Below are 26,171 nucleotides of genomic sequence, written 5' to 3'. Positions count from 1 at the left end.
AGCTTTTGGATTAAATGTACTTCAAGATACCAAAAGATGTCAAATGGGTTCTATACGTACAATAATCCGCTTGTGCAATAATTAGAATTATGCAAAATGTGTTTTTTACTAGCAAACAAGCGGCACAAATAGCAGGTTGCACTCTGAGGCAATTACAATATTGGCGCGAGAAAGAAGTAATTGTACCTACGATTACCAGTACTGGAACGGGACGCAGTGTTTACTATGCTCGTTCAGAGGTAATGGAATTAGCGAAGAATGGTTTATTGCTTGGGAGCAGGTGTAAATTTCGAGGTTGCTGCTGCAACCGTTAAACATCTTAAAGATAAGGAATTGATTCTACCTGCATCTGAAGAAGTTCCTCGACGTTTTATGTTGGCTTGGGATAAAAAGCTAGGTAAATTACAGCTATCTGAATTTAACTTGAGTCGGGCGATCGCCATTTTAGAAAAAGGTAAACCAGTAATTCCCGTTTATTTAGATGAAATTTACCAGAAATTAGCTGCTAAAATCAGTTAATTTTTATAAAAAGATGTTGACATTTAGATAAAAGACTCAAACAAACCGCATCGTTAATAATTACTTACTTTACCAGGTCAACTTGAAAATTTTTTTAGGTTACTCCCGTTTCTCTCGCTCCCTCCCTCCCTCACTCCCTCAATCCAAAACGGCAATCTTCCACCGGAAATGGAATAACTTTACCCCAGTTTTACCCCAATAAACTCTTTTGGGGTAAACACCTCTACCTTACATTTTCTACCCCAATTTTACCCCAATTGTTGCTCTGAAGTTCCCGAAAGTGACCTAAAATTAGATGGAAGCCTGAAAACTCAGTCCTCGCAGGCGCATTAAAAAAGGGCTTTCAAGCCCTGTAATACTTATATTTCCTTAAAGGCGACACCCGGATTTGAACCGGGGGATGGAGGTTTTGCAGACCGATTGCCCGCTCCCTCAAACCCTTGCTGCAAAAGGCTTGTAAAATTCATACTTCGGTGTTTGGACTAAATTTGGACTAAACAATATTATTGATTGATATTGGTTGGTTTAAAACTACCATTATCATATTTATTTTCCCAGTAGCTACTAATATTATTTTCAATACTTTCGATACTAGGGAAACATTCCCAAGGATTATCCAAAGCTATAACAGCATAGGGATGTGTTGTTAGATTTAATAGGAACGTAAAATTCGTGAGCGCGAGTATAAACCTCAGAGTCGCTGCCAATAAAAGTGGTTTTTTTATAATATTCAATAAAAATGTACTAATAATGTTGCTCCTAAATAGAAAAATAATCGCGGTATTTAGGAATTCTCGGATGAGAAAGCTGTTTGAGAATATCGGCTCAATGTTCCTAGATATATATGCCGAGGATTGCCAGGAGATTATCAAGCAAGCAACAGTTTACGGTTATTTCTAGCTATGGCAGAAAGATGGTACTTAGCTAAGATATCCTAACTGATTCTAATTTAGGACTTGGAGAGGTGCTAGACTAACTAAATGTTGCTTTAGATGTATCGCCAGATGTTTATTCCTCTCCAATTTGACAATACTGTTACCCTTACCCCCAATTAAGACTACAATCAAAGGCGAAAGTCAACTGACTACAGTTTTGTAACTCAAATTGGGAATAAACCATTATTTGTTTGCGCTTATTTTGAAATTAAGATTCAAATTCGCAAATCATTAAACAAAATGCTACTGCCAAATTAACAACATTAGCTAAATTCAAATAAAATTTTTTATTAATCATTTGAATTACCCATATATGACTTCTGGTTATTTCAACCCTGGTTTTAGTAAATAACATTTGTATTATTTAACGTGATTCCTTGAAACTGTAAATAATTACTTCTTGAGACCTGAATAGATTTCCAGCAAATAAATATCCTGGTCTTATAGTCTCGCTGACAACTTCATTCAGTTCCGGGTCATCTGTTTCTTTTGTTGATACCACTTCCTGTTGTTCTATATTAAATTTACCTGCCTTATCAAGAGTATCAACTCCCTCTTTTTCTAAGACTTTACCTAAGCGCTGATAAAGAACTTCCAATATTTCAGAATTCGGTGTTTTATCACCAGTGTTTACAAGCAGTACTGAATCTCGCAGCTTAATCAATTCTTTTGCTGTTTCTGATAGTTTTGGCTCTTCTGAAGTGACTATTATTTCTGAAGAAGTTTCCACGTCTTCTTTCTCTTCAAAATTTTCTGAAAAAGTTTCTACGTCTTCTTTCTCTTCAAAATAAACATTTTCTTGCTGTATGATTTTTGAATTTTCTATTTCATTTACTGAATGGAACTTATTTCGATGTTCCATAACTTCTATAAAACGGTCTAAGAATAAAGTAGAAGACTTCAAGCTACTAACTAAGTCTAAGTCTATAGAAGATTTGTTATTTGGTGCTGATATGCCATTTAAATGGCGTATCCTTTTTTCTATTTTTAAAGCAAAATATGCTGCTTTTTTGTATTCTGTCATTTGTTTAATAATTCTTTTGAGTGGCTTGTGTAAAAAGATAATAAGACCTAAAGCAATCATCAAGATTGACGTAGAAAAAAGAAATGTTCTTAGGTCTATATTTAAATCTTTGCTTGGTAATAATTGTCTTAAGAATTCACCGATAGAAACCAATTGATTTTCTATCCATCCCCGTGGCTCTTTTAAAATTTGCAATATATCCATAGGGTTAGTATGTGAAAATTGACTGTACGAATTTGGGTTAAAATAATCTTAAAAGTAGAGATATTCCTTTGCCTTTTGTACTCGATAAAATATGCGCTCGTAAGAACGAGCTAATACACTAGCTGCTGCGATGGAAATACTATCGTTACTAAAATAATCTATTGCTTTTTGTCGCCAATAATTCATCCTTTCACGTGCAACAGGTATCATTTCTTCGATACAAGTAGATTCTTTTAATCCCAATCTTTGTGCACAAGAAATGCCATATTCTCCTGTCACATACAAAAGTTGTTGTACTTCGTTATCGTCAAAATTTAATCTATTTTCATAATGATTTAGTAATACTTGTAACTCGGAAAAGCCATGTTCTTGAGTTTGTAATTCCTCAAATTTACCACCGATTTTTTGAATAATCTCTAATGCTTTACCTTCAAAATTTTGCACTTCGCGAAAATAAGCTGTACCAATTTGCTGCAATACAGTTCCAAGTTTGATTAAATAAGCTCGATGACCAAAGTGGGAAGTAATTAGTTTTCGCAATTCCGGTACACCGCTGCTCTGCAATAATTCTTCAATTAGCTGTGATTTCTGATTTACTCCAGAGCCAATTAAATTATAAGCAAGCCAAACTCCATATTGTCCTAATTGATTTAATACTTGCTGTCGCTCAGTAGGTGGTATAGGTACATCTTCATACTCGCGATTGCAAAAGCGTTTGACATTTCCTATCAAGCTTTCCATGCGTTTTTGAGGCAATTCGGCAAGTTTTTTGAGGATTTCCCATTCGTTATCAGTTAAGGTTTGTGCCCCTAAAGCTAAAAGCCCACAAGTCGGGTAAACAGTATAAAATAAATCTCTTACTTTAGGATGTGCCGACAAACGCTGACATACTTTTTTTCCTGCTTCCATAGGTTCAGAAACATTAGGATCTGTCCAGTATGTTTCTACTTTGGTTAGTACTCCAATAGCATTTATGGGTGTTGCTTGACCAACTACTGGTCCTTGAAACATTTTAACGATTTCGCTATCGTCCATAGCTAGGCTATGACTGAATAGATACAATAGTGCATCCGCACCTTGAGCTTCTTTTTGCGTAATTTCTGTTAAATTATCACCATGTAATTGCAAGAAATCAACAGTATTTTGAGAGTCATCTTTGTAATGTGACTGTAAGCCAGGAGTATCAATGAGATTGAAACTTTGTAGGATTTTGTTTGGATAAAACACTTCAATGTATTTTACGCTTAACAAGTAATCTCGGTTTTCATCCGCACGAACAGTTATATTGCTTAACTCCTCAACTGATTTGGTTTCTGGAGGACGATTGTCTTTGAAATGTACTTTTAGGGTTTTGTTTTCGTCATATTTTAACCAATTGATATTGAAGGTTGCTTCCACTGAACCAGTAGCGACTAAAGCTTCACCTAATAAGGCATTCATCATAGTAGATTTACCAGCCTTAATTTTACCAACTATTGCTACCCGCATAGGCTGTTGCAAACGGTGATAACACTGTTGTAATAAATGGTAGAAATTTTTTAGCGATGGTTCGTTTTGAGTCAACTTGAAAGCCGATATAAATAACTGGTTTACTTTTTTCTCTAAAGAAAACTCATTCATAAGCCTATTTTCCTTAATTACCTTCTGCTGTTTGCGTCGAATACAAAATCAAGTAGGATTTAAGCAACTAGCATATTTTACTTGTAGGGTGGTTGTACGCTGACTGATTCATAAGGTAATAATAAGGCAATGAGTGTACGGCACCAACTAGAGTCTTGTGAGAATTGCGTAAGTTATCTTGGGTTTTCTAGCTTTCTCCCAAATATGACGGTAATTTTTCTCCTACTGCCCATTCCCTAAATAGTTGAAATAATAGCTACTGATTTGCTTCTGCCAATAGAGGCTCAATTGAAAAGGACAAATCCTTATTTGCTGAAGTTAATTCTTGGTTTGCTTGATTCACCATTGAATTAAGTTCGGGAATATTTTTGTTTAAAGCTTGCCACCATTTACTTTTTCCTTGTACAGAAATTAAACCAATGGTAAATCCTGGGAATTGAGAAAATTCTTTACCAGTTGTTTTTTCGGATTCAGATTTTACTTGTTTTGGATCTAGATTGGCGTTTGCTTTGACTATCAATCCATTATCATTAACTCCAATACTGGCAATAACTGACTTTACTTGCTTGAAATTGTTTAATGTTTCTAAGCTTTCAGGTGATACTCTTAACTTTTCTGGATATTTTTTGTGTATAGCGATAAAGTTATCTACTAATCTTTGATAGTCAGGAATGAAAACTTTTACTCGGGTATCCTCTAATTGGATCTTGTTTTCTATAGTTTCTACAGTACCAATTTTACTTAAAAATGAAGCAGCTTCTCCTTTATTAGATGTGTCAATGGCTTGCTCTATTGCGCTTTCTGAACTAGAAAATAACAGGTATTTTTCGTTTATTAGAGTGATATACTCAGGACTTCCTTTTCCTTTGATTTCTTTGATTGTCTGGTTTTGATAATCAATGCTATTAACTGTAACTCTTTCCTGTTCTTCTAGTTTTTTGAGCAAATTCTCCACTGGTGATTTATCTTTAATTCCTACTACCATTAATATATTTGCTTCTTGCAATGATTCGGGTTGATCTTTTGGAGGTGATAGGGCTATCGTCACATCATCAACCCAAGGTTTTAAATCTTTATCGTAAGTAATCTTGTCGTTCTCAGAAAAATTTTGATTCAAATTTTTCAGCCCCGCTTTTACAAATTTTTGTGATTCATCACTAGTAAATTCTTGTGAATCTGTATCAATATAAGTCGTTATAAACGTATTGGCAGGAACTAATTTAGCGCTGGCGATCGCATTATCTTGAGACAGTTGAGCGTTTGCTTTAGCATCGGAAGTGATTCGGGGTAACTGGGGTAGCCCACCGTTAAGGTAGGAGTAAATACCGACACCCCCACCGATGAGTAGAGCAGAACCAAGAGTAGTAACTACAATTTTCTTGAGTGTAAACATTATGATATTCTCCTTGTTATTAGAAAGGTCAAAGGTCTGTATGTTAAAGGTTAGAGATTTGTATATTAAGGCGGGAGCATATTATGTTAAGCCTCTAAAAAATAAATCTAACTGTTGCTTTCCTGTAAAGTCGATTTAGCAAGTTCATCTGCTTCTTGTCGCAATTCGTTGATGCGCTTTAATATTTTCTTAAGCCCTTGTATTCGCTCGTCTACTTTATCGCTTGGTAAACTTTCAGCTGCTTTTATCGATTTTAAGACTTCCTCACACTTTTTCTTTTCCTGCTTAATTTGTTTACGTAATTCATCTTTCATAAACCGTCCTAATTCTTTAACAGAATTTTTCAAAGCTTCATTGCAAGAGAGACGGCTTTCTGACAAAAAGTGCTTGATAATAGGAGCAACCTCAGCTTTAAGAACAGCTTTGTCTTTCTGATTGAGTTGAGATAAATTCTGTTTTGTAGTTTTAACCATAGCAGCGATTCCTAGAAGTGTCCCTCCAGTAGCAAAACCAACAGGTACACCAACTCCACCCAAAGGCAATGTAACTGCAAACCCTACCACCGCTCCTATCACACCACCTATCGTAGTCCCTGGAGCACCACCATATGCGAGACCTCGCCCAATAGCCAGAGCTTTATCGGACACTCCTGCTTTTTTTACCTCAACCGTTTCCCGATCCAATTGAGCTTTGTGATAATCTAAAGGTTCAACTTCAAAGGGATTAAGGTTAATAGCCGTATTATGTTCTATTTCGCCATGTAATTTTGCTGCCATTTGATTGAGTTGGACGTGCAAGGTAAGCATCAGCATATCAAGATCCTCCTCCAATAGAGTCGCAATTTCTTTTGGGGTTTCTAGCAATCTGTCATCTTTAAGATATGCATCTGTCTTTGAATTGATATCTATAAAAGTATTTTGAAATTGGTCGTTTACTCTATCTCTTATATCTTCTAAACCATAGCCTAGTTTTTGTACCCAATCAGCATTATTTTCTAGTAGATTCTGATATCGTTGTTGAGTTTCTGTGAACTGAGCTTTTAACTTTTCTGTTTGCGGTTGTGTTTTCTGTTTATTTTTTTCTGAGTGAGTTGATAATTCTGCTTTTAAAGGCATTTGTAAATTAGATAAAGCTTTAGCAATTTCAGCCACAGCTTTCGCTAGCAGAATCTTACCGCGTTGTTGGGTAATAAGTTGCCAAATTTCGCCTTCCAAAGCTTCAAAATTACTATCTTGCAAATCTTCTTCGTCATGAGAATTGAGATAATCTAACTTATTTTTGCTAGATACAGGCACAATTCTAATTTTATCGCTAGGAATATAGAGTCGTTGAACAAGTTTTTCTCGGTTGCTTTCTATTATCTTTTCATAATTATTTACTGCATCAATCTTTGTCAAAACAAAAATTATATTTTTACAGTGGGGATATATCTTTTCAGTGATAAAATCTAATTCTTTTTGCGATAAAGGAGCAAAAGCATCACTGATAAATAATACTGCATCAGCGTTGGGAATAAAAGTATAAGTCAGAGCAGTATGCTCAGTACTTAAACTGGAAACTCCAGGAGTATCAATGAATATTAAACCTTTCTTTAATTGTGGGTTAGGAGATTCTATAGTTACCATCTGAGTTTTTTGAAAATTCTCCTGATTTCCCTGCTCGGTAACATAATTAGGAATTTCTGCTCTGGAAATTTGTTTGGCTTCTCCTTTACCAATTTCTCCGCGAATTACCGTGATTTTTTCTTCTTCACTATAGGAAATAGTCGATACAACATTAGTTGCTATATCTATATCTACAGGAAAAATATCGGTTTCGTTTAATATTGCGTTTAAAAAAGTAGATTTCCCTTGTTTGAACTCACCACAAGCAATAATAGATAACTGTTCTTTATCTAAATGCTTTTGAGCTTCTTCAAGTGCATTAGCAATTTCTGTTCTTTTTAGAGAATTAGCTAATTTTATGATATATTTAATTAAACTTGATACTTTATGCTTCTGTTCTTCATATGTAGTCATAGTTATTTACCTAATTATTAGTAGGATTTACGCAACAGGCATACTTTACTTTTAGTGGAAGTGGTTTGGCGGTGTATATATTCTTACTGCATTATCGCCGTGTGGTTGCTGCTAGTTTTTAGTCCTATAGAAGCGGACTTTGCCTAAAAGAGCGGAGGTTTTCAACTTTCGGTGAGTGTATGAGAAAAGCTATCATATTTAATGGGACAAACCATTAGTACTTCACCACAATAATTTTGATGGGGTGTAGAGACGTAGCACTGCTACGTCTCCCGACGTTAGGTCGAAAACGAACCATTCAGAATTTATGCAATCAACTACTAGTAGCCCACTACATTAATTTTACGGGGTGTCACGCACTAACCACTGATTGTGACACTTACATAAGTCCTGAAAATATTATTGGCAAACTAATTTACACTAAGGAATTCGGTGAAATTGTTTTCTGCCTTGCTATCATTATTAGAAGCTACTTCATTTTCTACAGGAATAGTTTCATTCTCTACAGGAATAGCTTCATTTTCTACAGGAATGGTTTCATTCTCTACAGGAATAGCTTCATTATCGGTATCTAACGCAATGACTTCTGATGCATCGAAGGAACCGTCACCATCAGTGTCATAACTCACATCCATTGTATCAGGTATGCCGTCTTTATCAGTATCGTAAGCGATACCTTGTGAATCTATATTGCCGTCTTCATCCGTATCAGCAAGAAAATAGGCTGTATCAAATATGCTGTCTCCATCATTATCGTAAATGGTGACTTCTGTATCAACTACACCATTTCCATTGGTGTCAGACATTAAAAGTATTGTTTCAGGTTCTTGGTTGCCATCAAGATCCATAGCAATCATTTGTGAATCAAATTGCTCGTCACCATCTGAGTCAGATATAAAAGAAATTGCGTCAGCTTCACCGTCACCATCGCAATCTATCTCTTGAATGATACTTTCATTAATGCCATCTCCATCTAGATCGGTATCAGGATTAAATTCTAAATCGCTTAAATCTTCGGTAAACATTTGATTGTCCATGATAATTTCTCGCTATGAGTGTATTGTTTGCAAAATAATTGAAATTAGGAGTTGAGTATTGATGATTATGATGGTGTAAAGATTAGTTATGAGGTTGAAATTAAAGATTAATCTCTTTCACATTCAGCTAATTTTCATACAACGCTTTGAAAGATTTGTAAGACAAAACACCAACATTATCAACAAAATTCAGAAACTGCACATATTGAAGGTTCAGTTTGGGGATTGTGATTTAGGGGCTTCTTGCCCCATTTATAAAGCGAAATAGTACTTTTTTCATTCTTTACATTATTTAGTTTGTTTGCTGCTTTTTACTGCCTAACTTTAACTAGCAATTTTGGCTTGGTTTTATCTTATACAAGAGAAGCTCGATCGTCAGAATTCACTGCTACAACTTCTGATAAATCGAAAATGCCATCTCCATCAGTATCATATGATATTTCTGCTGTATCAATTACATCGTCTCCATCAGTATCCAAACCAATCGCTAATGTTCGTGTATCAAATACACCATCGCCGTCAGTGTCAGATTGAAAAAGAATTTCGTCAGGTTTTTGGTTCCCATCAGTATCAGAAGCAATTAATTCCGAATCATTTTCACCATCGCCATCAGTGTCAGAAGTAATAAAAATTGACTCAATTTTTCCGTCTTGATCTAAGTCCAATTCGTAAGTGATACTTTCATCAATGCCATCACCATCTAAATCGGTATCAGGTTTGAATTCTTGCTCATCTTCATATTCGTTAAATTCAGCATCGCAATCGTATGCGTCAACAGTATAAATTTCATTTTCCATGATAATTCCTCGCTTTTATTTTTTTTGCTAAGTAATCAATATTTTGCTTAATTAATCACTCTCTCCTCTGCCCCTCTTACTACACCCCAGTAATTACAAATCTGGGATAAGAATAGTTATCATCGCGATCGAATTCACTATCCCTACGAGTAATTAAAGTTCTACATTATACATTTTCAGGATTTATGTATGTAAAATCAAATATGTCAAATTTACTAGCCATATTACTATCAAGAATATTTAGGGTTGCTTCTATATCAGCTTCACCGTCTGCATCGCCATCAAATAGTAAATTTATATCAAATTTACCGTTCCCATTGCTATCAGAAGCAGTTGCAGATGCTTGTGTATCAATTTCACCGTCTGCATCACCATCGAATAGTAAATTAGCTATATCAAATTTACCGTCCCCGTCGTTATCTAAGATATTTGCTATTGCTTGGGCATCAGTGACACCATCTGCATTACCATCAAAAGTAAAACTAAATGTGTCAATTTCACCATCCATATCTATATCAGAAGAAACTAATTGTATATCGTCTTCACCGTCAAAATTTATATCTAATCCCGCAATTACATTTTCCTCATAATCAAAATCGTTTGATTCTTGGGTAAACATTTCATCTTCCATAGTACTTATTAACCTCCAATCGTTTCTCTATATGCTATAAATTGGGATTTTAGCTTGATGAGCTTAGTTTTAAAAAGATAAAACTTGGGTTTTCAATGTAGTTGATAAATATATTTGTAGCTCAAAAATATATTTAAAAAATTCTTCTGTTCCCATTGATTTTCCGCTGTTTCCTTGTTCAGATTATTTTTTCAGATGTTCAATACTGAAGAATTATTTATTAATCTACTAAGAAACGCTCAAAAAATGTGGGAGCCAACACGCGATAATATACTTCTAATTGTGGTTCCATTAAAGTACGTAACAAAGAACTAAAACGCGCTACCCACTCAGATGAGAATTCACCGCTGGCTTCTAAAATTTGAAACATTTCATCATACATAGCTAGCAATTCACTACGTTTCTGTTTGTATTCACCGATTGTCATTTTTGCTACGGCTTCATGTGGGAAAAATCCAGTTTGTTCATCCCAAGTTAGTTCTGTAGCAGGACTGTTTTTACGCAAATTATGATATGCAACTGGTTCTTGTTTAGACCAATCAATGGTAATCGTTGCAAAAGGAGGAAACAAAGCTGTTTTACCTTTTTCATTGGTATTATGAAAACCGAAGCAAGGCAAGATTACATAAAGTTTACCTTCTTTTTGCAAAGGGATTGGCCAACCTATTCCTGCTTCCATAGGAATATGTTTGCGAAACATTGGAGTTTTACGGATTTTCCTAGTTAATTCCTCTGTATTTACCGTGCTTTTTGATTCTTTTTTAGTACGCAGTAATGCCATGATATGACCTCAAATTTATTACTTCTCTTCAATTACTTAATATGGTTTAGGATTTTAGAAGTGAAACATCTACGTTTCCAGTGGTAGACATCATATAGTGGTCACTATCTTCCCAAGCGTCAACAAATTCATCTGCTGGAACCCTCAAACCTTTACCATCAGGTGTACCTGGGTCATTAAGAATTACTACTGGGTTCTCTGGGTCACTGTTATCAATACCGATTACCTGCACGGCATGATTCGCGGCTTGACCTGGCATACCTAAAGCCTCATACATAGAGTCATCAAAATCACTTTCAGAATACCAAATTTCGTCAGAATCTATTCCGACTATAATTTTCTGACCATCTTCGAGTTTATTTTCTAAATCTTCTAAGGTACATCCTTCATTTATTTCGATTTCAACACCATTAGCTTCTAATAATTTACCCACATCATCTAAAGCAGTTCCACCACCAGAAGTATACCAACCATTTTCAATAGCTTCTTCCATTAGCTCTTCTTCGCTAAAGTCTATACCGTAATCTTCTCCTATGTCATCCAATATAAATTCTTGAGCAACAACTGCACAAGTATCTAGATTCTGTTGCATATGCCAATGCTCCGTATAATCATCAGGGTCGCCAATGATATCAGAGTTGTCATATTCGTAATCAAATTCCCCGTCGCTATCTTCATCAATAGCAGTGATTTGTCTATCAATTTCACTGTCATTATCTATATCTTTTGTGTAATTAAAGAAGTCAAATTCACCATCGTCTTCGTTATCAAGAGTGCTGACTTGTTTATCAATTTCACCGTCGTTATCTTTATCTTCAGCAAAATTTATTAAGTCAATATCACTATCGCTATCTGTATCTAATTCTGCAAAGATACTTTCATTAATGCCATCGTTATTTAAATCGGCTTCGTAACTTGACTCAAAGCTATTTAATTCTTCTGCAAAAATTTCGTTTTCCATGATAAGTTCCACTTTTATTTTATCCAAGATAATGTATGCTGCTAGATACTGAACATTTATAGACGTAATCTTATTAAGATTAACTAAAAAGTAAAAATTAAGACTTAAGCTCAATTAAATACGCCTGACTAGCTTTTTTTAAATACTCTAGTATAGTTGTTCTGTCTCCTTTAAAAGTTTTCACGATAGCTCTATTGTAACCATTGGTATCAAAAGTATGGGCAACATTTTGTAGGTGCTTGTAATCGGAAATAGCGGATTTGTGCTGATTTAAAAAAGTATAAGTTACACATCGACCAAGATACCCTCCTTTATTGTCATCTATGGTTATTGCTTGGTTGAAATCCTTCAAAGCTTGGTCATATTTGGATTCTGCAATATAAGCTAAACCGCGACAAACATATGTGTCAGAAACATTTGGATTAATCTTAATTACTCGCTCGCAATGCCTAATTGCTTCCAATGCATCTCCCAAGCAAAAAGTAGCAAAACCTCGATATAAATATGCATCGGTTTTAGTATCATTTAGTAATATTGTATGCCAAAGACTATTAGCTGCTGCCTGATAGTTTCCTAATTTAATACTTCTTAGTCCTTCTTGATAAAAAGCTTCTGCTTGTTCTTTTGTATTATTAGAAGAATTAGTTGACTGCTGATTTTTTGGTGGTTTATTTACCTGTTCATTTCTTTCTAATTTTAGATTTTTCTCTTCTATATTATCAAAATATTTAGTTGGCTGCGGAGTTACTTGTGATTTATTTTGAGTTTTATTCTTATACTTTGTTTGTTCATCATCTAGTTTTTTTGCGTGAATTGCTGCTCCCAAGCAAACTGCCAAATCTGGCTCATCTATTATATATATTGGTCGCTGGAATTTTTGTTTTAAAACCTGCTGAATATAAGGAATATGGCAACTTCCCCCTACCATTAAAATCCGGTCTACTTTTTCCCAGCTTAGATTAGCATTTGTAACAACTAATTTATCGCAAAGCTGAATTGTTTTATTTATGTAAGGTGCAATCAAACCATTAAAAGTTTTTCGACTCAGCTTGTAATGCTCGATTTGACCTGTGAGAATCACTTGGGTTTCTGCCTGATTGTTTTCGCTTAACTGATGTTTGATATCACGACAAATTTCTGCAACACTCGAACGTGCGATATAAGCTTGTTTAGTAAGCTGTTGAGGTTTTAATAGTTCTCTAAAGGATTCACTGCAATTTTTATTGAAATCAATGTAAATCTCACGGTCAAAGTCAATCCCACCACAATGAGAATCGCCGACTGGTATCCCAAGTAACTTATAAGCGGTAGCTCCCAATTTCTGGATCAAAGTAGAATCAAATGTTCCACCACCCAAGTCATAAACTAAAATAATTTCGCCATCTTTGATATCATATTTTTTAGCGGAGTAAATAGCAGCTGCCACAGGTTCTGGAAGCAATTGAACATCTTCAAACCCAGCATTTTCTGCTGCTCGCTGCATTAAGCTTTTTGTAAAATTTTGGTAAGTGGCAGGAACAGTAATTACAGCATTTTTCAAAGTTTCGTAACCATAATTAATGATTTTGTCCGCTTCAGTTCTGAGCTTAGCAAGAATTTCAGCTACAAGCTGTTCGGGCATTAATTGGCGTTCTCCAAGCTGATAAGGAGTATCTGAACCCAAGTTGCGTTTGAATTCGCTACAATAGCGTTGGGGTTCTATATTGCGTTTGAACTCAGCACCATAACCGACAAGAAAATTATTATCAGGTTCAGCATAGACGCTAGAAGGGAATGAATAACCATGTTTAATTGGGTCTTTAACCCGCACTAAGTTTCCATCGGCTATTAAAGCAGCACTAGAAAAACAAGTTCCAAAATCTATACCTAATCGCATATCTTTTCCTATACCAGTTTCTACTTTCAAGTTTGAGTAATTTTAAACACTCATTTATAGCGAGCATTCCGAATTGTGAATAACTAGGGAGCCGGAAGCATATCAGACTCGGACGTACTCTGTTTACGTAAGATTTATATCCTGTCTACTTGTGTCATTAACTACTAGCAAGTTTATGGTGCTAACCAAGAAAAAGGTTCAACAGGAATATTTCTTAAAATCCAATAGGCAATGATGACATATAACAAACACCAAATTAATTTAGGATGAATAAATGGTTTATAGAGCGATCGCCCGGTAAATACTTCCACTGTGTAGGAAATATAGGAGTAGAACATAAATGGTAGTAATAAAACCATCAACGGATTAAAGCCGAATGCAGCCCCTAAATTACCTCGTAATAACTGATGCAAACCTCGTAAACTTCCACAACCGGCACAAAAAAGTCCTGTTAATTCTCGGAAGGGGCTAGATGGAAATACATTAGTAGTTGCCGGATTAAAGCTATAGAGAACGATTGAACCAGCAGTAATGACTGTAGTAATTATTACCCAACCTAAACGCTTATTTGAAACCAGGGGAGTAGATGAAATAAGGAAAGAACTTTGCATAATTACAACCTTTATATATTTTTGTGAAAATAATCGATGAGATGACAATAAAACTAGCCACTGCTAAGAATCATAGAAGTAATCGGCCATTGTATAAAGGCTAATATCAAACTCCACCGAAGCCACTTTTTACATCTCTCAGATGCTAGAACTGCTTCTTGGTAATTATTTTCTAGCAATTTTCTATTCACTCGTGCGGAATTAATTATTGCCATAATTGCTGTGGGCATACACAAAAATATAGCTAGTATTGATAAAGTAAGGTGGTTTGGTACCTTCGGTAAACCTGAATTAGACATCTTTTTTGTTGCTCCTAAATTACTTATACATATGAAGTTATAGTATTATATCAACGTGCAATAGGAATTATCCCATTCGTGACAAGTTAAGCTTGTATCACAGTTTTCAAAGTAGTTTTAAAAGATGTTTGAGAGAAGAATTTAGGAATTCCCGATCATTTTTCAGGGAAAAGGGCAACAATCAGTCTTGCAACTCCTTTTTTTCGCTTTCGTTTAACAATACCTATTTTGCCTATTCGCGTGCTTCATTTTTTATATCCGGTGGAAGTACTTCTGATAAATTTGTAGATACAAACTTTTTTTATTCATTCGTTTCTGTATTTCGTTGCATATTGGTGTTTCCTGAACTCGATATTTCTATTAAAGTCCCTTGTCATATGAGTTAAGCCCCGAGATATTCGACTTATTTTTTGTTCTATGCTGATTTACCTTTGATTTAATTCGAGATTCGAGAATAGTACTCGAATTAAAATAATGTTGAAGGTTTGAGGGGCTAGAATTGCAATGGGGACAACCGACGACGCGACGATATGCCGCACTTCAGGTATCTTCATGTCGGGAGACGGGAACCTATACTTAGAAATTAAAAAATGTCCGCTTAAACGGGGCAGTAATTTGGAAGCGGAATAGAAACAAAACTTTAACGAGCTTCTCTCGTAATCAATAATTCAGGAGGTTTGAGCAGAAATATAACTCTTTCTTCTAGCATTCACGCCCATCGTAGGTTAATTTTCCCATCTCAAATAAAACTTCTTCCCTCAAGATCATTTTTAAATTCGTACTTATATAGAACTTACGCAAAGCAAAATAGTCATTGCGAGCGGAACAGTCTTCGCAGCGTCTCCCGGAGGACATAGTGCAGGGATGTAATCCCGCGAAATGCTGGAATTACGTCGCTGTCGCTCGTAATGACTGACGCAGTTACGTTATTTTTGCGTAAGTCCTGTAATAGCCCATTTTTTTTCAATTTTGCTATGCGAGCTAAAGCATTTTTTTTATACCGTCAACTATGATTACTTGTAGTACCAGCAACTCTAGAACTACTTTCAGCAGCAGAAGTAATATCATTACTTCCCTTCATAGTCGTCGGTTCTACTTTTTCTACTTGCGGATTCTGCTTTTCTTCAAGATCATCTATTGAATCATATTTATGAAGTTCGGGACCCAATAAGAAAGGTTTACCTGCATGTGCTTCTAAAGTATATATAGGAGGCTTTTTTTCACTACCAGCTAATGATGTTTTATAGTGATGGGGACATGGTAAGTTATCATCATCTTTGTAGCTAATTTTTATCTTGTTAGTTTCTTGAACATCTTTTCTGTTTAAAATATCTTCACCTTGATTTGAATCTTTAATGATTTGGTTTTTCCTCTCATTAAATAATTTGTTTGCAAATTTGCCACAGTCATTCTCATTACTACCTCCGGTAGGGGTAAATTTCAACATTTTTGGGTCTATATCTATACTTTGTAGTTCTGGTGGAATATCTTTGCCAGGAAATTTCTTTTTAAATTGATTCTCTAAACCATACCTCTTTTCTAATTCACCTGGCTGTTGGTTTTCCATTGAATCCCTTTGTTTATATATTTCTTGCTGCATTTCATTAGCCCAAGACCCTATTTTGTCCGTGGGTTTTCCATTCTCCATACCGAAGCGTTCGCCCGAGTTGAAATCAAAGGTTTTAAAAATTTTATTAGCTACATCTGAAAATTTTTCTAAATCATCCAAATTATCTACACTATTTGGTAATTGATGTATAAGATTTTCATATTCTTCCTTCTTCTCTTTTCTAACCATTGGTTGAATTTTTTTGTGATTCATTAGGCTGAATATAGGAGAATTAGGATTAATCGTTTTACTTTTAAGATTTCCCCCGCCCCGTAAGCGTCCGCGAATTTCGAGCGTGCTATCTTTCTGTATATCTGGGTAGTCAGCTACTGTCAATTCATCTTTAAGTGCTTTACCGCCGTGGGTGAAATAGGTATCAGTAGAAGCAGGTAGACCCAGCTTTTCTTTTAAATCGCCTATCTTTGTAGTTGGAGCGATCTGCAATGGTTTTGTTTTGCCGTCAAGACCTTTCATAAAAACTTGTTTGGGAGGTGCTTCATTATTTCTTTTAGTGACTGGTTCTTTATCAGATCCACCACTACCTTCGGAGGTATTACTTGCTCCACCGACTTTACCAGAAGTTAATCCAGCAACTCCGGGAGGACTAGGAACATTAGGTGTCGGAAACTTGGGAGAAGGAAAAGAAACATTAACCAAAGAATTAATTTTTGTTTGTGCGGAATTAATATTTACCTGTGATGAGCCTATCTCTACACTTTGCGATAAGAAATCAACTTGTCGCTGGGCTTGACCAAATATTTTCTTATCATGATTAAGTTTAATTTCTGAATTATCCAAAACAATAGCTTCAGATTTATCTAATCTTTGATAATGTGACGAAACAGAAATTGCTAGTTTTTTTCCGGATAAAGTCACATCTGCTTGTTCGAGTTGCTTGCGATATTTTTGTACGGAACCTACTACTAAAGGAATAGTACAGGGATTTATATCTACAATCATCTCGTCACATCTTTTATGTTTTATATAAATACCACTGTATTCTTTATTAGAATAAGTGGGAGATAATATGTGACTATATAAAACTGCATTATTTCCTGTTTTTAGACATTGGGTATTTTCATCAATCATTGCCCAATTATTATTTTTTCCCGGTGTTATTTTAACTTGAGTTTCTCCATCCTGTTCTTGATTCCATTTTTGAAAATTTCCAGACAATCGTAGGGAAATAATTTCATTGTCTCCAATCTGACGCTCAGGATAATGAACCTCTATTTTAGTTGTGACCGATTGAGTATTTTTGTTATCGCCGAATTCCGGTAACGGAAATTCATAAGTTATTGTGTGACAAAATATATTTTTATCACCTACATTTATGGTGCCAGGAGCAAATAATAGTCTAGTGGGGTTCTGGTCTTGATAATTATGACCTTTCTTCTCATCTTCTCCGTTAGAACCATCAGTAACTAATTGTTCTATCAAAGTTATTTCCTGACCATAATTGATACTAAGTTCGCGAGATAAAGTATAAGAACTATCTAACCAGCGGTTCCAACTATAACGACTAGGCAGAAATCTATAGCATGGATTCCATGTTTTATCTAGTTTCGGAATTGTTTGATTTTTTTTTCTTTCCTCGAAAAGAATCAAGCGCAGCGGTTTATCCGAATCAAAAGCACACCAACCTTGTAATTGAGGTAAATACCTGCTAGCAAAGGCAATGGATTTATTTAAAAAGTGAAAATTAGTTGCATTTCGATATCTGCAAATACAAGCATTATCTGGAAATAATAATTTGAGACTTTCAACACAATCTTGATTGGGTTGCTCAAATTTATCGCCCAAAACTTTATTAAAAAATGGCCAGCAATTTTTACCTTTGGTAATTTGATAGATTAAATAGTCTTGTGTTTTATCTTGAAAATTATTTTGATTCCACCATTTTGTTAAATCATTTTTGACTACCAAGCCTACTAATTCAAAGGTTTTTGAATCTAAACTATTATATCCGACTAATATAAAGCTGATAGTTTTTTCTGCCCATATAAATTCACATTCTTCTTCTTGATAAATATCTTGAACAAATTCTTTTTTAAAAGTTTCTTCATTAGAAAACTTATATTCTGAACCGTCTAATTTCTCTGATAATCTTAAATAAATTAGAGAACCGGAGTTAAGTTTTAAGACTACAGATATATGAACAACAGAATATATTTTTTCCTTGACTTTGACGATTGGTTTATTCATGATTTATATTCATTTTATAGAGCTTGAGAAGGATGAACCCACAAAAAAGCAAAAATTTATTTTGCATTGCGGGCATCCTAACTGCTAAAACAATACAAATTAAATGTGCAATAAGTGAAAAGTTATACAATACATAAAGCCAGGACTTACGCAACGAAGACTTGTCATTGCGACCGGAACTTTAGCGTAGCGTCTCCCGGAGGGAGATAGTGTAGGGAAGCAAACGAGCGCGTTTCGGGAGATTACTTCGCTATCGCTCGTAATGACACAGTTACGTTACTTTTGCGTAAGTCCTAAAAGCTTTACTGTTCCGATGCGATAGTTTGTCCGGATTGCATAATTTGGATAACACCACCCCAACTACACATACATTTGCAAGTATCATTTAAGGCAGGAGCGTTATGAATTGAGAATAGTGGCGACCCTGGTATCCAAGGTGAGGGAATCACTGGAACGCAAGTAGGCTTTGTTGGATTTGTAGGGGATGTACATATACCGAAAGTAGGAATATTTACAATAGGAGCATAATCCATGATTGTTGCTGCTGGTTTCCCCCCTATAATAGTTGGAGTTCCTTTTGGGATAACTATTAAGGAACTAGGTGTTTTTCCGAAGGAACATATTAGTACAGCCCCCATTACTACTTGTTTAGGCATTATTTAAAGTTCTTGAATGTTTGCAAAACCTTCAGCTATCATTTGACAATCAGATCCACAGGATTGGTACTATTAAGTTGTTCCATATAAAGAACTTCGATAGGTAATTCTGGGTCGGATGGCACAACAGAATCACTATCTGTACGTGGAGCAGTCTTGATAGTTCTTTTGATAGGTGTAGGATAACCATGAACTTTTTTAGAGAGGTAAACCATAAGGTCTTTAGCTGGTTTATCAGAGGTAACTTCGTTAATTAAGCTATCCATTTCCCCGCTTAAAGCAATAGATTTAAAAGCTCCTTCAGCTATCATCATAAAACCATTAATTGCTCCGGGTAATTCTTGTTCGCTTGGATATGTCCAAGATTTTTCATCTACTGAAATCTGAATTTTAGTTAACTCTAGCTGGTGTAGCGCCAAAATAGCTCCAATTAGTGGAGTATTTATAAATGGTAATGCCAAACTAAATCTTTCGGTACCATTTGTATTAGCTTGTGTTGCTAGCCAATATATGTAACGGTCTGCTACTTGTCCAAGAGATAATGTTTGCTTAAGGAAATACTTTCCATCATCATTTTTGGTAGGATTTGTAAATTTTGGAGACCATCCTTTAGTATCTAACCACTCTATTTTATGTTCATTTTCATCAGAAAAGTCAAAAAGATGTAGTTGAGATACTTCATTACTAAATTGACCAAATCTACTATTAACTAATCTAGCATGATTGATACTAATTGTTTGGCCAGCGACATTAGAAATATCTAACTTTCTGTATAAATCTTCCTTTTTCTGATTTGTATTTTCATACAAGCTTTTGATAAAAGGTGTACCAGATTTTTGGCAGATATAAGCTGCAAAAAAACCTCTTTTTATCTCAACTTTTTTAGTTGCTTCATCTACATTAAAGTTGTAAAAAAACCAAAAGCTCTCTAGATTGTTTGTAACTTCTACACTGTCGGGGCCTGTTTGAACTAATTTGTAAGGCATCTTGTTTCTCCTTGTATTATACTTTGATTTTGATGAACTTAATTCCTTTCTTAGATGTGGAATTAAGTTCTTTAATGATTTTGAATTTAGTAATTCGGAAAGATACTAATAAAAATTATCCGTTTAAGATTTTGATGAAGGAATCTTTCCAGGATGTTTCAAATACGTATCTTTCTTCTTTTTCAAAAGCAGTACCATATTTTTCTTTTATTCCAAAGTTTCCTCCTCCTAAAGAACTTGGAGATGAAAATTGCCCATTGAATTCTACTTTCATTGGAAGGGTAGCTAAATCTTTAAATGTTGCAAAAGCGGCATTACAAATTTCTGGTTTTTCTCTATATTTCCAAAGTTCTTCATCAAGTATTTGACCAAATTGTTCTTTTATGTTGATAGAATTTTTTTGCCGTTTAGCTAATATTAATAAATTGAGCCATTTAGTAAATATCAACGTGTCCACAAGGTTATATTTTGTGCTTAACCAAAACTGGCGCAATAAATCTACAGTTTGCAAATGTTTCTTAAGTTTTATATCAAATTGCTTTCGCATTTTGATGCTTACTGATGGTTTGAAGTCTGTAATAGAACCCATAGCAATCGATGAATCTAATAGCATCGTCGCTGCACTGAGTAATAGATAACTGTTTTGTTTTTCTTTCCAATCCACAGTAATATTTAACTGGTCATTTCGCTGGTGTTCATTTTTGTCAGATGTTAAGTTGACTAACTTAATATTGCTCGGACAAATTACTGGTAAAGGAATTTTATCAACTGGTAATTCTTCTGAACTTACTAAGATAGGTATTTGCAAATTATTTGCACCATCATAATCATTGATTAATTCAGCCATAGTTTCTGCCATTACTGTCAAACTATCAACGCTGGCTTGAGACTGGGAAGTTAAATAAACCAGTGCAGGGGAATCAACGTTGAAAGAAAACGTGTCATAATCAACATTATCTATCTCCGTGTATTCCCTAATGGTGCTATTGATTAATACAATTTCTAAGTCTGTTCGTTGCATCATTTCAAAAAAGTTTTTGATTTCTGTCAATTCTTGAAGATATTTTTTGACATTATCATCGAGGTTTTTACACAACTCGTATTGATATTGAAGAATCAATGACATTTGTCTTTTTCCTTCTGGCCCATCTTCTACTGGATAATACTTACTCAGATTTATTTTTTGTAGTAATCTTTCTAATTCTGGTTGTTCGGTAAGTACTGTATCCAATATTTTACTGTCATCTACTTCTCCCAGTTGCTCGACAATATCAACCATTAGACCCAAAATATTACTGAGGTCTTCACGACCTAATTGTGTGGTTCCTGTTGGTGCGGCTTGGATATATTCGCACAGTAGCAAAGAACGAAAAGCGCGATTGAAGTCTGGTTCTTCATAATCTTCATTGCCATATTTTTTTAGGATTCTATCTATTGATTTTGAAAGTTGGTCGTAACTACTTTCAGCTTCTTCAGCAATCTTGTTTGCTTTTTCGATTTCATCTCCTTTAGACAAATCAACTATTTCAGGAATATTTAATTCTTGAAGTTTGTATATCTTGCCATCTACATCTATTTGCGCTTCGTCACTATCAAAATATTCGCTTGCTTTGATATCTTCAGCTTTCAATTCAATGTTATCTTTTTGGATTGTAATACTACCAATTTTTGTTCCTTTACTATCAGTAACATCTGTTAATGTACCTGCTTCTACGGATTGGAATGCTGTGGGTTTTGGTGCTGTGACAGAAAGAGTCAAGTTCTTTTGAACGGCATTTTGAGCTTGTTCTTTAGTTTTCTGTTTACGAATGATTTTGATATCTTCGTCAATATTATCAAAATCAGGCGTTGATAAATCAGTCATTACATAAACTGCTCCTCCTGCTGTTTGTTCTTGAGAAACTACATCTTGTATGCTCCGCAAATCGTAAAGGTCTACTGATTTTTGTTCTTCTTCATTTATTTGGTCTAAGTTCTTGAGATATTCTTCAGCAAAACGATTTTTACTCTTTCGAGCATATTCAATAATAAAGGTTTCTTTAACCTTCATTTTTAAGTTTTTATCTTCTCCTTCTTCTGCTTGTTCTTTGACCTTATTGATGACAATATTAATAAATTCTCGCATATCGAAATGAGCAAAGTTTTCTAGTGTTTTATCCCTAATAGATTCTTTGACCAATTTCTCTGTATACTCTTCTATGGTCGCATTATCATTGGTATTTAAGATAGTCCTGTAATATTTAACAAATAGCTGGTTAAACTCATCATTTTCTTTAAGGATTTGTCCTGCTTTTCCTCCCGCTCTTTGATTTAATTCCTTGAACAAGTTTTTAGCTCTCAAACGTAAAGCTTTACGGGATACCGCACGATCTGGTAACAATGCATTAAAAATATTATCCTCAGCTTTTTGAGCAAAAATTTTATAAGTTTCCTTTTCTCCTTGCTCGACTTTATTGGCTCTCTGGTAAATTTCTTGCTCAATTGTCTCTTCAACTGCTACCTGTTTAATTAATTCTTCGTTACGACGACGTGCTTCTCTGCTTTCCCCACGAATTCTTTCATCACCTTGATTTTGTATTCCAATCTCGAACATTTTTTCCGCAGCTTCAGTTCGATTTTCTAAATCCCATTTACGATATTTACCTGCTAACCAGCAAAATATACTTGAATGAATGGCTTGGGTTCTTACTAGTCGATGAATTTTATCGGAGGATTCCATAAAAACATTGTAGTAAGCCAAAAAGCTTTTATCACCAACTTTTTTCCCAACTTGTGAGTGCGACAATCCATAATCTGGATCGCTAGGATAATTTTTTAACCAGCTAAATGAACTTGTTTGAGCAATCTTTTTCCAAGTTCCATCTTCTTCCATTCCATCCAGCATTATCTTTTTGCATCTAATCAAGGCTTCGACTAACTTATCTATTTGCTCGTCAGAATATATTTTTTGATTGGAGCTATTTTTAAAGCTTTTCAAAGATAATCTAATAGCTGTTTCTAAATCTGCCTCATCTTGTTCGTGAGCGGTTAAGTATTGTACTATTTGAGAACAGAAAGCACGGTCGGAATTAATTGTTTTATACCATTGAGAATCATCTGCAATTTTATGAACTAAATTTTCGTTAGCTTCTTCAAATAGATAGTGTTTAGCTATCTTCATTAAGCTTTTGGTAAAATGACTGTGTGAGAAATAGGCAACAGTATTAAGGCTTTCTAAAAGTTGCTTAACTACTTGTTTTCCTTGTTCTTGTATCACTCCTGCTTCTTCTCCAGAATAGATAGTACCATCAAGCAAGGGACTATCAAACATGATTGATTGTGAATTACTTTTATCTGTTACATCCAAAGGTGTAAACAGTTCATATTGATTAAATATTGTATCGCCAATTTTCAAAATGCCTTTACTATAAGAGCGTAATTCTGGCTTCAGCTTGGCAAATAGGTCTGCTACTTTTATCTTGCCATCTTTTTCTCCACTATTTTTAAATACATAACGAATTTGCTCGTCTTCACTACGAAAGTTTCCTACAATTGCTAAAGTCTTATTGGACTTCTTTAATAGTTCTAACTGCTGATTGTTTAACATGATTGGTTTCTTTTGTTTTGACTTGTATAATTAGAAAATATTCAACTGATAACAGACTTGAAAGGGCTAGTTTCTTCCCGGTAGAAGATTGCTGTATTTATATTATTCAGCTTCAGCTAAATTTCTCATCACGAGACGTTCTAAACAACGAATGGATTCTTTTCTTTGCAATGCTTGAGTAATTATTTCTTCTTTAATTGAATCTGGACAATTACTCCAAGCATATCTTTTTAGAATCAAATCTAGAATTTGAGTTAAGTATTGAGGTTCTTTAATCGGAAAGAAAGGAATTACAAAATCAATTCTGTCTAGAAAAGCACGGTCTAAAGGTGTTTTCTTCTGTACGTTTTGTAAACGGCTATAATTATTTTTGAGTTCTATATATTTCTCAATAAATAATTCTGCGCCTGTTTCAAATAATTCCTCATCTTGTAACCTATATTCATCAAACTCGGTCTTGATAGAATTGATTTGTGCAAGCAGATAGTTTTGCATGGCTACTTCAGTCTCATCAATTGCACCTTGGATAATTAATTTTCGCAATGAATTGTCATTAAATTCGCTAGCCAATATTTTTCTGGAAGTATCATTAATAGGTGAACTCTGTTCATATTTTTCTTCTACTTGTTCTTGACCTTGATTGGTTGTCATAATAAAAATGACTTGTGAAAAATAAACAATTTTTCCTTCAGCATCTTTTCCTTCTCCTTCAAGAATACTTAGCAAAATATCTTGTATCGAAGCATCGGCTCTGTCGATTTCATCTAGTAAAATTACGCAAGAAGGTCGAGACCTAACTAAATCGTAAATAGTTCTAGTGGAACGATAGCCAACATAACCCGGATCTGCTCCCATAAATCTAGTTCGAGCGCTTTCTGAGGAATACTCAGACATATTAAATATAAAAAAGGCTTCATCTCCTAAACCCAGATTGATTGCTAATTGTCTGCCTAAGTGAGTTTTACCAACTCCGGGGGGTCCTACAAATAGAAATCTGCCACGAGGAGCCTTTCTGGGAGGACGTTTTGCCATTACTTGCAGTACTTTGCAGACTTTCTCAACTGCTGCATATTGAGCTATAACTTGCCGGTTCAGATTTTCCTGTACCTTTTGATAAAATTCGTCTGGATCTTTTCCTAATATTTCAGTACTAATAGATTGCTCTTCGGCAACATATTCCCACAAATCAGCAAAGAGGATTTTATCTAAAGGTTCTTGTTTGAGATAAGCTACACGGTTAATTGCTCTATTTAATGTACTTTCAGCTAGATGCAGAGCAATTTCGGGGAAAAAACGTCCGGGATATCTTTCTGAAGCTATATTAATTAGCAATGAGCAAAACTCGTCTTTAGAAGATTCAAAATCGAGTATCATTCTAGAACGGGAGATTAGTTGTTCCATCTTATGATGGACAATATCTAAAGTTATTGTGGGAGATAAAGGTGATAATGTGTATTTTTGGATAGGTTCGACAATGTTTGCAGTTGATGCAATTTCAGTCCGACATACTAATATAAAAGTACGTCCGGTGGTAGACAGAATTCCACCAAAAAGACTAGTAAATATTTCATGGACTGAAAGGGCTGGATTTAAAAGTCCTTGAAAACTATCAAATATAGGAATTACTTGGGGATTGACTTGAAGATATTGATATAACCGTTTTAAACGATTTCGATTATCTTCTTCCGAATAGATAAAATCTTGTTGTTCAAATAAAACAAAAGATACGTTACTTAATAATCGGTTGCCGATTTTTTGCCAGCTTTCAATGGCATTTTTAATCAATTTTCGGATAAATATAGATTTACCTACTCCTTGATGTCCTTCTAATAAATAATGTCGTCTTTGGCGTATTGCTAAAGATAAAAAACCAATATGTTTTTCAATATCTGCCTGACGACCTAAAAATGGAATATCATTTTGTTCTTCTATCCATTCAGAATCTATAAGAGTGCCAAATCCTAAATCGGCAATTTTTAAGTCCGAAAAATCTGGCATCAAATAAAGAGTATCAACTCCTCTTGTTCTACAAATATTGCGATATAATTTTAAAAATTTATCATCAAAATCTCCTTCTAATAACCAGTATATTACATGATCGGTAAATCTTTTCTGCTGAGAGTGACTGTTAATAAAACTTTCATAGCTCTTAATTGCACTTTCTATATCATAACTAACAACGAATTCATTTTCTTGATGTTCTCCCGATAAAAGTGCATACTTTTTAATACTTAATTCTACATCGTGAATGATTTGAGAGAGTAAATCTCGACTACCATTAGATTGGGACTGGTAACGATAATTTCGCTTAATACAATAGTTAAATACATGAGCTAAAGTACCAACTTCACGAGGTCTTTTTTGATTAGCCTGGTTTATTGTATTTTGAAGTAATTCGCGTAGTTTTTGTGCAGACATAAATA

General features: G+C 34.7%; 19 protein-coding genes. 2 read left to right on the top strand and 17 right to left on the bottom strand.

Going from position 1 to position 26,171, the window contains the following annotated elements:
* The first annotated feature begins 89 nt into the window (after positions 1-89).
* Positions 90-314 (top strand): MerR family transcriptional regulator, encoded by a 225-nt coding sequence (locus ACM03V_RS31815; RefSeq protein WP_414624812.1) that lies wholly within the window; start codon positions 90-92, stop codon positions 312-314.
* Positions 259-519, top strand: a complete 261-nt coding sequence (locus tag ACM03V_RS31810; protein ID WP_414624811.1) for a hypothetical protein — start codon at positions 259-261, stop codon at positions 517-519. Before ACM03V_RS31815 ends, ACM03V_RS31810 begins: the two co-directional genes overlap by 56 nt.
* Positions 520-1,818: 1,299 nt before the next feature.
* Here ACM03V_RS31810 and ACM03V_RS31805 read toward each other — a convergent pair.
* From ACM03V_RS31805 to ACM03V_RS31725, 17 genes are all read right to left on the bottom strand, one after another.
* The gene (locus ACM03V_RS31805; protein ID WP_414624810.1) at positions 1,819-2,682 is read right to left on the bottom strand and encodes a hypothetical protein; all 864 of its coding nucleotides are present in this window, start codon (positions 2,680-2,682) and stop codon (positions 1,819-1,821) included.
* 48 nt (positions 2,683-2,730) lie between these two features.
* Positions 2,731-4,302 (bottom strand): dynamin family protein, encoded by a 1,572-nt coding sequence (locus tag ACM03V_RS31800; protein WP_414624809.1) that lies wholly within the window; start codon positions 4,300-4,302, stop codon positions 2,731-2,733.
* A gap of 256 nt (positions 4,303-4,558) precedes the next feature.
* Positions 4,559-5,695, bottom strand: a complete 1,137-nt coding sequence (locus tag ACM03V_RS31795) for a DUF3352 domain-containing protein (protein ID WP_414624808.1) — start codon at positions 5,693-5,695, stop codon at positions 4,559-4,561.
* Between the two features lie 107 nt (positions 5,696-5,802).
* Positions 5,803-7,713, bottom strand: a complete 1,911-nt coding sequence (locus tag ACM03V_RS31790; RefSeq protein WP_414624807.1) for a dynamin family protein — start codon at positions 7,711-7,713, stop codon at positions 5,803-5,805.
* Positions 7,714-8,123: 410 nt separating this feature from the next.
* The gene (locus ACM03V_RS31785) at positions 8,124-8,750 is read right to left on the bottom strand and encodes a hypothetical protein (RefSeq protein WP_414624806.1); all 627 of its coding nucleotides are present in this window, start codon (positions 8,748-8,750) and stop codon (positions 8,124-8,126) included.
* A 353-nt stretch (positions 8,751-9,103) separates the two neighbouring features.
* Positions 9,104-9,547, bottom strand: coding sequence for a hypothetical protein (locus ACM03V_RS31780; RefSeq protein ID WP_414624805.1), 444 nt, complete (start codon positions 9,545-9,547; stop codon positions 9,104-9,106).
* 166 nt (positions 9,548-9,713) lie between these two features.
* Entirely contained in the window at positions 9,714-10,166 is a 453-nt protein-coding gene (locus ACM03V_RS31775; RefSeq protein WP_414624804.1) for a hypothetical protein, read from the bottom strand.
* Between the two features lie 232 nt (positions 10,167-10,398).
* The gene (locus ACM03V_RS31770) at positions 10,399-10,959 is read right to left on the bottom strand and encodes a hypothetical protein (protein ID WP_414624803.1); all 561 of its coding nucleotides are present in this window, start codon (positions 10,957-10,959) and stop codon (positions 10,399-10,401) included.
* Positions 10,960-11,005: 46 nt separating this feature from the next.
* A complete protein-coding gene (locus tag ACM03V_RS31765) occupies positions 11,006-11,920 on the bottom strand; it encodes a hypothetical protein (RefSeq protein WP_414624802.1) in 915 nt (304 codons plus the stop codon).
* A gap of 97 nt (positions 11,921-12,017) precedes the next feature.
* On the bottom strand, positions 12,018-13,796 hold the full coding sequence (locus ACM03V_RS31760) for an Hsp70 family protein (RefSeq protein ID WP_414624801.1): 1,779 nt from the start codon (positions 13,794-13,796) through the stop codon (positions 12,018-12,020).
* 173 nt (positions 13,797-13,969) lie between these two features.
* The gene (locus ACM03V_RS31755; protein WP_414624800.1) at positions 13,970-14,407 is read right to left on the bottom strand and encodes a DUF2752 domain-containing protein; all 438 of its coding nucleotides are present in this window, start codon (positions 14,405-14,407) and stop codon (positions 13,970-13,972) included.
* Between the two features lie 53 nt (positions 14,408-14,460).
* Positions 14,461-14,706 (bottom strand): CD225/dispanin family protein, encoded by a 246-nt coding sequence (locus ACM03V_RS31750; RefSeq protein WP_414624799.1) that lies wholly within the window; start codon positions 14,704-14,706, stop codon positions 14,461-14,463.
* A gap of 1,003 nt (positions 14,707-15,709) precedes the next feature.
* Entirely contained in the window at positions 15,710-18,520 is a 2,811-nt protein-coding gene (locus ACM03V_RS31745) for a ubiquitin-like protein (protein ID WP_414624798.1), read from the bottom strand.
* 302 nt (positions 18,521-18,822) lie between these two features.
* Positions 18,823-19,176 (bottom strand): DUF4280 domain-containing protein, encoded by a 354-nt coding sequence (locus ACM03V_RS31740; protein ID WP_414624797.1) that lies wholly within the window; start codon positions 19,174-19,176, stop codon positions 18,823-18,825.
* A gap of 38 nt (positions 19,177-19,214) precedes the next feature.
* A complete protein-coding gene (locus ACM03V_RS31735; RefSeq protein ID WP_414624796.1) occupies positions 19,215-20,162 on the bottom strand; it encodes a hypothetical protein in 948 nt (315 codons plus the stop codon).
* A gap of 115 nt (positions 20,163-20,277) precedes the next feature.
* Positions 20,278-23,748 carry a hypothetical protein gene (locus ACM03V_RS31730; RefSeq protein ID WP_414624795.1) on the bottom strand — a complete coding sequence of 1,157 codons (3,471 nt, stop codon included), beginning with the start codon at positions 23,746-23,748 and terminating at the stop codon, positions 20,278-20,280.
* 102 nt (positions 23,749-23,850) lie between these two features.
* On the bottom strand, positions 23,851-26,166 hold the full coding sequence (locus tag ACM03V_RS31725; protein ID WP_414624794.1) for an AAA family ATPase: 2,316 nt from the start codon (positions 26,164-26,166) through the stop codon (positions 23,851-23,853).
* Positions 26,167-26,171: the final 5 nt, after the last annotated feature.

Origin of the sequence: Calothrix sp. CCY 0018 (assembly GCF_963920925.1) — a bacterium.
Taxonomy (GTDB): Bacteria; Cyanobacteriota; Cyanobacteriia; order Cyanobacteriales; family Nostocaceae; genus Rivularia.
Note: the sequence above shows the minus strand (reverse complement) of the source record. Positions and strands in the feature narration are given on the sequence as shown.